Annotated in this window: 10 protein-coding genes and 1 pseudogene; all 11 read right to left on the reverse strand. The window is 42.7% G+C overall.

Translation table 11 applies throughout. The features are described 5' to 3' along the window. Positions 1 to 600 (reverse strand): TIGR03936 family radical SAM-associated protein (locus tag AB5H98_RS11360; protein ID WP_367926011.1); only part of this gene is annotated, 600 nt, incomplete at its 3' end. Continuing rightward, entirely contained in the window at positions 572 to 2,434 is a 1,863-nt protein-coding gene (locus AB5H98_RS11365; RefSeq protein WP_367926012.1) for a TIGR03960 family B12-binding radical SAM protein, read from the reverse strand. The genes AB5H98_RS11365 and AB5H98_RS11360, both read right to left, overlap by 29 nt. Positions 2,435 to 2,516: 82 nt before the next feature. Next, positions 2,517 to 3,092: a site-2 protease family protein gene (locus AB5H98_RS11370; RefSeq protein ID WP_367926013.1), complete on the reverse strand. Its 576-nt coding sequence runs from the start codon at positions 3,090 to 3,092 to the stop codon at positions 2,517 to 2,519. Beyond that, positions 3,089 to 3,892: a M23 family metallopeptidase gene (locus AB5H98_RS11375; RefSeq protein WP_367926014.1), complete on the reverse strand. Its 804-nt coding sequence runs from the start codon at positions 3,890 to 3,892 to the stop codon at positions 3,089 to 3,091. The genes AB5H98_RS11370 and AB5H98_RS11375 overlap by 4 nt, the downstream gene beginning before the upstream one ends. A gap of 99 nt (positions 3,893 to 3,991) precedes the next feature. Beyond that, the gene (gene ppk1, locus AB5H98_RS11380; protein WP_367926015.1) at positions 3,992 to 6,205 is read right to left on the reverse strand and encodes a polyphosphate kinase 1; all 2,214 of its coding nucleotides are present in this window, start codon (positions 6,203 to 6,205) and stop codon (positions 3,992 to 3,994) included. A gap of 24 nt (positions 6,206 to 6,229) precedes the next feature. Continuing rightward, complete coding sequence (locus AB5H98_RS11385) at positions 6,230 to 6,556, reverse strand: ComEA family DNA-binding protein (protein WP_367926016.1); 327 nt, start codon at positions 6,554 to 6,556, stop codon at positions 6,230 to 6,232. 10 nt (positions 6,557 to 6,566) lie between these two features. Further along, the gene (locus AB5H98_RS11390) at positions 6,567 to 7,385 is read right to left on the reverse strand and encodes an HAD-IIB family hydrolase (RefSeq protein WP_367926017.1); all 819 of its coding nucleotides are present in this window, start codon (positions 7,383 to 7,385) and stop codon (positions 6,567 to 6,569) included. Positions 7,386 to 7,398: 13 nt separating this feature from the next. Further along, complete coding sequence (locus AB5H98_RS11395; protein ID WP_367926018.1) at positions 7,399 to 8,316, reverse strand: RluA family pseudouridine synthase; 918 nt, start codon at positions 8,314 to 8,316, stop codon at positions 7,399 to 7,401. Further along, positions 8,303 to 8,800, reverse strand: a complete 498-nt coding sequence (gene lspA, locus AB5H98_RS11400; protein ID WP_367926019.1) for a signal peptidase II — start codon at positions 8,798 to 8,800, stop codon at positions 8,303 to 8,305. The genes AB5H98_RS11395 and lspA overlap by 14 nt, the downstream gene beginning before the upstream one ends. 91 nt (positions 8,801 to 8,891) lie before the next feature. After that, positions 8,892 to 9,590: a DivIVA domain-containing protein gene (locus AB5H98_RS11405; protein WP_367926020.1), complete on the reverse strand. Its 699-nt coding sequence runs from the start codon at positions 9,588 to 9,590 to the stop codon at positions 8,892 to 8,894. Positions 9,591 to 9,606: 16 nt separating this feature from the next. Beyond that, a pseudogene (locus AB5H98_RS11410) lies at positions 9,607 to 9,787 on the reverse strand (hypothetical protein); the annotation flags it as partial.

Below are 9,787 nucleotides of genomic sequence, written 5' to 3' on the forward strand. Positions count from 1 at the left end.
GGGATCAATTGCATTTGTTTGCTGAAAATAATGCAATAAAAGAGATGGATTCAATGTAAAGGAATTGCCTGTCGGAAGCACTACGCGAGCAAAAAGTCCTTCTTTGCGATGGGTATATTCTATATTGGGGAGATATACCTTTAAATCAATTTCCTTTTGCTTTCCCTTTTTTCCTTGCTTGATCACCAATGCGCGCTCCGCCTGATTGTACGCTTCAAATGCCTCCTTTACAATTTTTGCATGTTCCGAGTGCACCTGAAAGCTGTAAATTCCATAGGCAATTTCATTGGCGCTACGCCCCGCAAGTTCCAATTTGACTACATCGATTCCGCTGGGCAAGCATTTCTGCAGCAAATTTTTTGCCATTGACCAGTCCCAATTTTCTTTTTCACTTTTAAAGTCCATGGACTCTACTAGACTTTCCTGTCCCAAAGCCAAAGGCGCTGCAAACGTCATATAAATATGCGGATTAAATCCTTGCGTATACCAAACTGGTAGGCCTGACCTTTTTAATGCTCGCTGCATAACACGCTGCAAATCCAAAAGCGATATATAAGCAGCTTCTCCTGTTTTAGTAAACCACAGACGAATTGTAATCAAAGCAGGCACCTCCTCCCAGCAGGCTGTTTGCCCCGCAACCCGCGCAGGAACGGTTACACGGTTGCGTTGTCTTTCCTTCAAGAGCTTTTTTATACTCGCGAATCAGATAATCCTTTGTAACCGCATAGTCGAGGTGTTCCCAAGGCGTGATCTCATCCAATGCAATAAACCGATTTGCATAAAAGGCGGGGTCAACTTTTAAATCTTTGAATACTTCCATCCACGTTTCGTATAAAAAATGGTCGTCCCATCCATCAAAATAACAACCACGACGATATGCTTCTAAAAGAACCTTTCCCAGTCTGCGATCTCCTTTGGCAAATACAGCTTCTAAAAAGCTCGTTCTGCTATCATGATAGCTAACACTAATTTTTCGACTGCGCACACACCGAAGCAAATGTTGCTGCTTTTCTCTTAAAGTTTCCTGCGTATCTTGCGGAACAAATTGGAAAGGCGTATGCGGCTTTGGAACAAAACAAGCAACACTAATAGACACCTGAACGCCTTTTCCCTTAGGATGCTCTTGACTGTAATATAAATCTACAATTTTCTGCGCAGTTTCTGCAATTCCAGCAATATCGTCCATTGTCTCTGTAGGCAAGCCCATCATGAAATACAATTTGACCGCCGTATATCCCGAGCGAAAAGCCAACGTACACCCACGTTCAATTTCATCCCAAGTAACGTTTTTGTTAATCACGTCTCGCAACCGCTGTGTACCGGCTTCCGGCGCAAAAGTCAATCCGCTTTTTCGGACCCTTGTGGTTTTTTCCACTAAACTCTCCGAAAAATTGTCAATTCGAAGAGATGGAAGCGACATACTCACATGCTCATCCTGCGTCCAACTCAACATATCGTCCAACAGTACTTCTAACTGGCTATGATCACTGGTTGAAAGAGATGTCAACGAAATTTCATCATATCCCGTGTTATTGCACAATTCCTTCCCTGCACAGCTCAACATGTCCGCATCTCGCTCGCGCATAGGACGATAAAGGAATCCTGCCTGGCAGAAGCGGCATCCGCGCACACACCCTCGGAGAACCTCAATTTGAGCACGGTCATGCACCGCTCCAATCATAGGCACTACAAAATGTGTAGGCAGAGGCTGACTGTTCATATCTTGGATAATTGCCTTACGCACAGTTGCAGGAGCTCCCTCGTTGGCCTGGATCTTTTCAATCCGACCATCAGGAAGATAGGACACCTCGTATAAAGAAGGCACATAAACACCCTGTATTCTAGAAAGCTGAACCAGAATTTCGTGTTTCGTTAGTCCTTTCTTACGGCCTTGAATAATTGTATCGCATACAGCGGGGAGCTGAATCTCACCCTCGCCCAACATAAACAAATCAAAAAAATCCGCCAAAGGTTCTGGATTGCACGCACAAGGGCCACCTGCCACAATAAAAGGATCTTGTTCGGTGCGCTGGCTGGCAAGCATCGGAATATGCGCTAAATCCAGCATTGCCAAAATATTGGTGTAAGAGAGCTCATATTGAAGCGTAAAACCCACCACATCAAACTGTGAGACAGGGTCTTTGCTTTCCAGAGCATACAAAGGAATATCATTGTCTTCCATAGCCTTTTTCATATCCAGCCACGGCATAAAAACGCGTTCACACCAAATATTCTCTCTCTGATTTAAAATTTCGTACAAAATTTTCATTCCCAAAAAGGACATGCCTACTTCATACGTGTCAGGAAAACAAAATGCAAACCGAAGATCCAACTTTTCCTTATCTTTATAAATGCATCCAGGCTCACCGCCCGTATAGCGGCCGGGTTTTTGAACATTAAGCAAAACCGAGCGAAGTTCTGTAATTTCTGGCATTCGTCCAACCTCTTGTTCCATTCTATCTACAAAGTTGGAAATATTATATCATAGTTCTTCATCCATTACAAACAAGACAATCTTAAGACGATAACTGCTGCATCCAAAGATATGCCGCCGCCAAAAAGGCTGCCATACGAGAAGTCATCGGCAATGGCAAAAAGAAAACGCCGCCGAAAACAACCGCCGCTAAAAAAATTGCCAATATCCTTTCTACACGTATGACGGCTTCTTGTCGATGGGCCGGAAAACAATTTTGCAACAATCGCGCGCCATCTAACACTCCAACCGGAAGCAAATTGTATACACCTGTGCAAAGACTTACACACGCCAAAAAATAAACTCCATAACTTGCCTGATAATAGGTATATCCATATAGCGCCGCCGAAAGGATCATATTGGCTAAAGGTCCCGCAAGCAAAACCCAATTTTCCTGCTTTGTGCTAATACAGTGTGTTTCTTTCAAGGAAATTCCACCCACATGAAATTGGATAGGTGGAAAACGCCCGGTAATCCCCCAATAAACTAAAATATGCCCCATCTCATGCCATACGCTACAAAACAACGCCATACGTAAAAAACCCAGTGGATCAAATAAAAGCCCAACCGCTAGACATGCACATACAACCACCGGTTGGACACTGATGCTCCAATTCATTCAAACAACTCCGGAAAATTGGGAGAAGGATCCATTCGCATACCATTTACAATCAGTTCAAAATGAAGATGTGGTCCAGTGGAATAGCCCGTCGTTCCTACTGTTCCCAAACGCTGAGCCATTGAAACAGTTTCTCCTGCTCTTACAAAAATACAAGCCATATGTTGATAGAGTGTCTGTATTCCATTGGCATGACGAACAATCACAAAGTTTCCTCTTTCGGAATTGTATCCAGTCCTCACAACCTGACCATCTTGAAAGCAGTCTACCGATGTCCCCATCGCTGCAGCAATATCCAATCCTGCATGGAAATCATCTTCTCCATCAATTGGATTGTCACGAAATCCGTATCCTGAGGTGAGAACCCCCGATACAGGCATTTGAAACGAATCTTCTACGTTAAATGTTTCCAAAGTGGCACCTTCGGGTACTTCTTTTTTCAAGTTGGAAATTTTCCATATTCCTCCCTGACCTGTGAGTTCACCCGTGTCCAATTGATCCAAAACATCCTGTGCTTTTCTTCTCAATTTTTCAATTACTTGGTCTGCGAAGTGTGAAAACGTTGTCGTGCTTGAAAAAGAAATTCCATTTTCGACCACTGCATGATACTGATCCTGTGCATTTGCCCAATAAGGTGCTCCTGTACTTTTAGAAAACAAAACAAATGCAGCCATTACTGCACAAAGAAGGATCTGAATTCCCAGTAAATGCTCTTCCTTCCCAGTATTTTCCTGTTTCGGTGGTTTTTCTTGCGATTTGGGGTAAAGCTCTCTTACTTGAGTTTCATTTTTCTCCCACATAATGACGGCCCGCCTTTTCTGAAAAAATCCTAACTATGTATATGCCGCCTGTCCAAGTAAAAAGAACGACGGCCAATAGGCCGTCGTTCCAATGATTAATTAAAGACTTTTCCAGAGGCGAGAAAGCGAACTCCAAAGATTCGCCGTTCCCGACGTACGTTCCTGTTTTTTTCGTTTATGAAAAGCTGCCTTTTCGCGATGTTTTAAAATACGTTTTTCCGTAGAAGATACTTGTAACATTCCAGACCGTGGCCAAGTATTCTGCAAAATCTTATACATGTCTAGTTGACTGTCAACCAATGGTTCCGTCTCATTTCGACGAACCTTTCGGTAAGTGCCATCCGGTAGCATTTCCTTTGCGTTGACATTATCCCGCAATTGCATTTGCAACATTTGCCACAATTCTTTTCGAATGTTTACATCCTTAATTCGAACTCCTACTTCCACACGGCGTTCCGTATTCCTGGTAAGAAAGTCTCCAGATGCAATGCAAATACGCGCATCTGGCCAAACCCCAAAAGCGTATACTCTCTCATGCTCTAAATAACGTCCTACAATGCTTCGAATTTGCACATTTTCTGTTTTCCCAGGCACACCGGCTTTGATACAACAGATTCCGCGTACAATCATCTGAATCGGAACTCCCGCACAAGAAGCTTCCGAAATTTTTTCAATAATCTCACGGTCACTTATAGAATTGCACTTAATGATAATCCCTGCCGGCCGCCCCTCTTTTTTCGCTTGGATTTCACGATCCATTTCCTGCAATAAAATACTTTTAAAGCACAAGGGAGCCACCAACAAATTTGCTACTGTGTCCGTTAGCCGTTCGATTGCCAAATTATGAAACACCGTGGAAAGCTCTGTTCCGATTTGGGGATCCGATGTAAGGAAAGAAAGATCCGTATATTGCTCAGAGGTTTTTTCATTGTAATTTCCAGTACCGATTTGAGAAATATATTGCAGCTTCTCTCCTTTTCTCTTCGTAATTAACGTCAACTTCGAATGAATTTTATAAGCATCAAATCCATAAATAACGGTACAACCGGCCTCTTCCAGTTGTTTGGAAAAATCGATGTTGTTTTGCTCATCAAATCTCGCACGAAGTTCCACCAGAGCCACAACTTCTTTTCCGTTTTCAGCCGCAGCAATAAGCGCTTCTATAATTTTGGATTCATGGGCTACACGGTAAAGTGTCATTTTAATCGAGATTACATCCGGATCGTTTGCCGCTTCATTCAACAGGTGAATAAATGGGCGCATGCTTTGGTATGGATAGGACAAAAGCACATCCTGTTTTTCTACTGCTCTTGTCAAACTAAATCCAGCCGGAGGAAGCATCGGCCGCCGCACAGGATAAAAAAGCTGTGGATTGGAACCTTTTGCTAATTTGGCAGAAATCTTGAACCCAAACGATAAATCCAGTGGAGCTTTTTGTGCAAATATCTGTTTCGTCGGAATTACAAGCTTTTGTCGTAAATAAGAAACGATTTCCTCTGGTGCATGCAAAGATGTTTGCAAACGAACTGCCGCTAATTTTCTTCTTTTACGTAAGAGCTCACTCATTACATCACGGTAATCCACATCGTGATCGAACATTCCTTCATCCACCGTAATATCCGCATTACGTGTAATACGAAAGAGACAACGGGATTGAATTGTATTTTTTCCAAACACGATTGCCGCAAAATGCTCAATCAGCTCTTCCACCAAAGCAAAAGCTATTTTCCCCTCCATCGGAATAAAAACAATCCTCTGAAATTGATTGCTTATTGGGATGAGACCAAACGAAGATTGTGTTTGATTTTTTGATTTTAACATTGCCCCCAAATACATTTCCTGATTACGCAAAAACGGAAAAGGGTGCCGACGGTCAATGATCTGAGGGGACAAAAGAGGAAAAATTTCCTGAAGAAAATAAATTTTCCAAAAATGCTCTTGTTTTTTTTCCAACTTGGAAAAATCGATCTTTTGATATCCAAGGGCATCCAGTTTTTCATAAAGATGTCCTATAATTTTATCGCAATGCTGCTGAAGTTCTGCCACTCTAGGCATAATAGCATCCAGTTGTTGCGCCGGTGTCATTCCCGTTTTATTCTCTTTAGCTGTTTCTTTCAGCAATGTACGATCATAAAGAGACCCAACGCGGACCATAAAGAATTCATCCAAATTGCTTCCATAGATTGCCGCAAACTTAAGCTGCTCTCCTAAAGGAACATTTTTGTCCTTTGCCAGCATTAACACTCGTCGATTAAACTCCAGCCAGCTCAATTCCCTATTAATAAAAATATCTTCTTGTGCTGCTTCGTTCATCTTCCGCAACTCCTTCTGCCGGATTCAAAACGTGATGTCGTCCTTTATTTTCTCTAAAATGCCATTTGAAATACCGGGAATTTCCTTCAAATCTTCCACACAAGAAAAAGTGCCATGCTCTTCCCGATAAGTCACAATCGCCTTTGCGCGTTTTTCCCCAATTCCTTCTAAACACATCAACTCCAATACCGGAGCAGTGTTGACATTGATTTTATCTTCCTGTTCTTGAAAATAAGCGGAGATTGGCACCGCCTCGCCACTTGTCCAAGGAACGGAAAACATCAAAGAAATCATTAAGAATACCAAGCATCCACAGAAAGCGCACAACAGCAATCTTACGTTTTTATGCATAACGCTTCTCCTATGAATACTGGCGAATCAACCGATAAAGTATTTCCGCCACGCCGCCATCAAGGCAAGCAGACGTAATCTCATCAGCTACAAGTTGTACCTCTCCTGGCGCATTTTGAACTGCGACCGAACGACCAGCGGCCTGCAGCAGCTCAATATCGTTAAAATAATCTCCTATTGCAATTGTATTTTCAACAGGAATCTTTAAATAACGGCATAAATCTTTCAAAGCTTGTCCTTTGGACACACCTTCCGGCATGATTTCGTAGTACATCGCATTGGTTTCTATAAAATAAACACCCGGATAATAGCGAGCCTCTACAAAAGTTTTTACCTTTTTTAGCGTATCAGGATCTCCCGCAAAAAGAACCTTATTCCACTCACAATAAATTTCGTCCAGCGGAATCAATAAACAGCTCATTTCCTCCTGAAGCAAATGTTGCTGTACAAATTCATTGCTACGCACGATGTAAAGATGATCGTCCGCTCCCATTACTTCAATACCCAACATTGGGAACCTAGTGTATACATCCTCCAGAGCACGATAAGCGACCGCACGCGGTAAAATTTCATTTTTAATACGTTCACCTGTAGAAAAATCGCATATCACACCGCCGCCGACGGTAATCGCCGGCGCCGAAAGCGTTAAATCTCCCAACCTTTGACGAACTGACTCTACCGTTCTACCGGTAGCCACTGTAAAACGCCCTCCTAGTGCACAAAAAAGTTCAATAGTTGCTTTATTCACACTAGGAATCCCGGCAGAAGGGGTCAGTAATGTGTTGTCAATGTCGGAAACAACTAAAATGTCCCGCAACGATTCAATCATAAATGCAATTCCTTTACTCTTTTTGGATTTGCTTTAGAAACGTTTGAAAATAATCTGGTAATTCGCTTTGAAATTCAATGTATTTTCCAGTATGTGGATGAACAAAACCTAAAGTAGCTGCGTGCAAGCACTGTCCATGAAGCTGTTTTAGCACTTTATGGGGTCCGTAAACCTCATCACCCGCCACTGGGTGTCCAATGCTAGCCATATGAACACGAATTTGATGCGTACGTCCGGTCTTGAGACGAACAGATAGATGTGTAAAACCTGGGAAACGTTGTTCTACATGATAGGAGGTATAGGCATACTTACCATTCTTAGACACAACCGCCATTTTCTTGCGGTCCACCGGATGCCTCCCAATAAGTCCCTCCACACTTCCATCATCCACAGAAAAGCCACCATATACAACCGTATGATAAACTCTTGTAATGCTATGCACTGCAAATTGCTGTGACAAACTTAAATGTGTACTATTATCCTTAGCAACCACCAAAAGTCCGCTTGTATCTTTATCAATGCGATGCACAATTCCAGGACGAAGCTCTCCGTTAATACCTGAAAGATTTCCACTGCAATGATACAAAAGCGCATTTACCAGTGTTCCGTCCGGATTTCCTGGAGCCGGATGAACTACCATACCCTTCGGTTTATTTACAACAAGAAGAAAGGGATCTTCATATACGATTTCCAAAGGAATTTCCTGTGGAACTATTTTTGTTTCCTCCGCCTGAGGAATTTCGCAGGAAATACAATCCCCAGCATGCACCTTTAAACTTTTGACCGCTTGCTTTCCATTGCACCATACAAGGCCTTTCTCGAGCAACTGCTGTGCAAAACTTCGAGTGATTTCCTCGATTGCCTCAGAAAGCACTTTATCAATACGATGTCCGGCATGCTCCGTATCAACTATAAATTCACGCCTGCTCATTGCTGCTCTTCTGCTCGTTTGTTATCTTTTTTTCTTTCATTTCGTCCTGAAACACAGAAACAATTAACAATACTACCCCAATGGTAACAAAACAATCCGCAACATTGAATACTGGGAAATCCATAAAAGTCGTCGCAAAAAAATCCACTACGGCTTTATTCAGCAAACGATCTATAAAATTCCCCAAACCACCGGACAAAATAAGAATCATTGAAATACGTTCCAAACGCTTTTGCGGCCGCTTGACAAAAAGATATGCCGCAAAAGCAGCAATCACTACTCCTGTAACGATTAAAAGAATGGTCGTCGCATTTCCGCCTGCAAACATGCCAAAAGCGACGCCATCATTCAAAACGTAGCGCAGATCCATTACACCCGGAATCAATGTTACAGATCCCAGGGGAGCCAAATATGTTGTGGCTAAAAATTTTGTGAAATGATCCACTAAAACCAGCAAAATTGTTACGAGTATAATTGAAAACAATTTTTTCACCCTTCCGTGTAAAAGAAAAACAAGCGGCGCTTATCATGCGCAAGCCAAACAGCTACTGTGCCCATAACAAACGCCGCTTTTTTCAATCTTCATCAAATTTGATTCCTTGGTAGCTCTCAAACTCCTCGTCGCCATCCATACCATTGCTTTGCGGCATTTCCGCCTCAAAATCAAACGGCGTACGTTCCAACTCACGCGTTGGTTCCTTCGGTAGTTCCAAGAGATCTTCTTCTTTCTCGGGCACATTGACGACCTGCTTTTTATTTTTGTCCGCAGATGTCTTTTCACGCCTATGAGAACGAGGCTTTTTTTCCTCTTCCTGCTCTTTTTTTGGCTTCTCCTCGCCAGGAACGGCACTGAGTGACTCAATATGTTGGCGATAAAGCATAAGGACATTGCTCTTAAATTGAGCAACTTCTGTCTTTAAGCGCGCCAGCTCCTGCTCCATTTCAGCTACATTGTCCGCTGCTTCCTGCTTAAGCTGATTTGCCTTGCTGTTTGCATCGTACAAAATTGTCTCTGCTTTTTGTCGAGCCTCATGAATAACGCTCTCTCCCATGCGTTGCGCATTCAACAAAGCCGTCTTTAAGGTCTCCTCATCATTTCGATACTGGTCGACCTTTTCAGCTAAAATAAAAAGTTTCTTTTCGTTATCTTCTTTTTCTGCTTGCAATTTTTCCATCTCACCAGCTACCTGAGCCAGATAGGCATCTACCTCTTCTGGACGGTAGCCACGCATCACTTTGTCAAAAGTGACATTGCGGATATCATCAGCATTCATTCATGATTGCCCCCTGTCAATATTGTAGATAGGATACAAACGTCCGCCCTTTTCGGCTCTGCGCTCCAATAGTCTTCAAATGGTACTTTCCATACCCCCGCACGCTAAAAGTGTCGCCTTCATAAACCGGTTCGTGCGGTTTACTGACTGGAACATGATTAATCTCTACCGCTCCTCCACGAATCAATTGCATCGCA

It is taken from the genome of uncultured Ruthenibacterium sp., assembly GCF_963558415.1.
Classification (GTDB): domain Bacteria; phylum Bacillota; class Clostridia; order Oscillospirales; family Ruminococcaceae; genus Ruthenibacterium.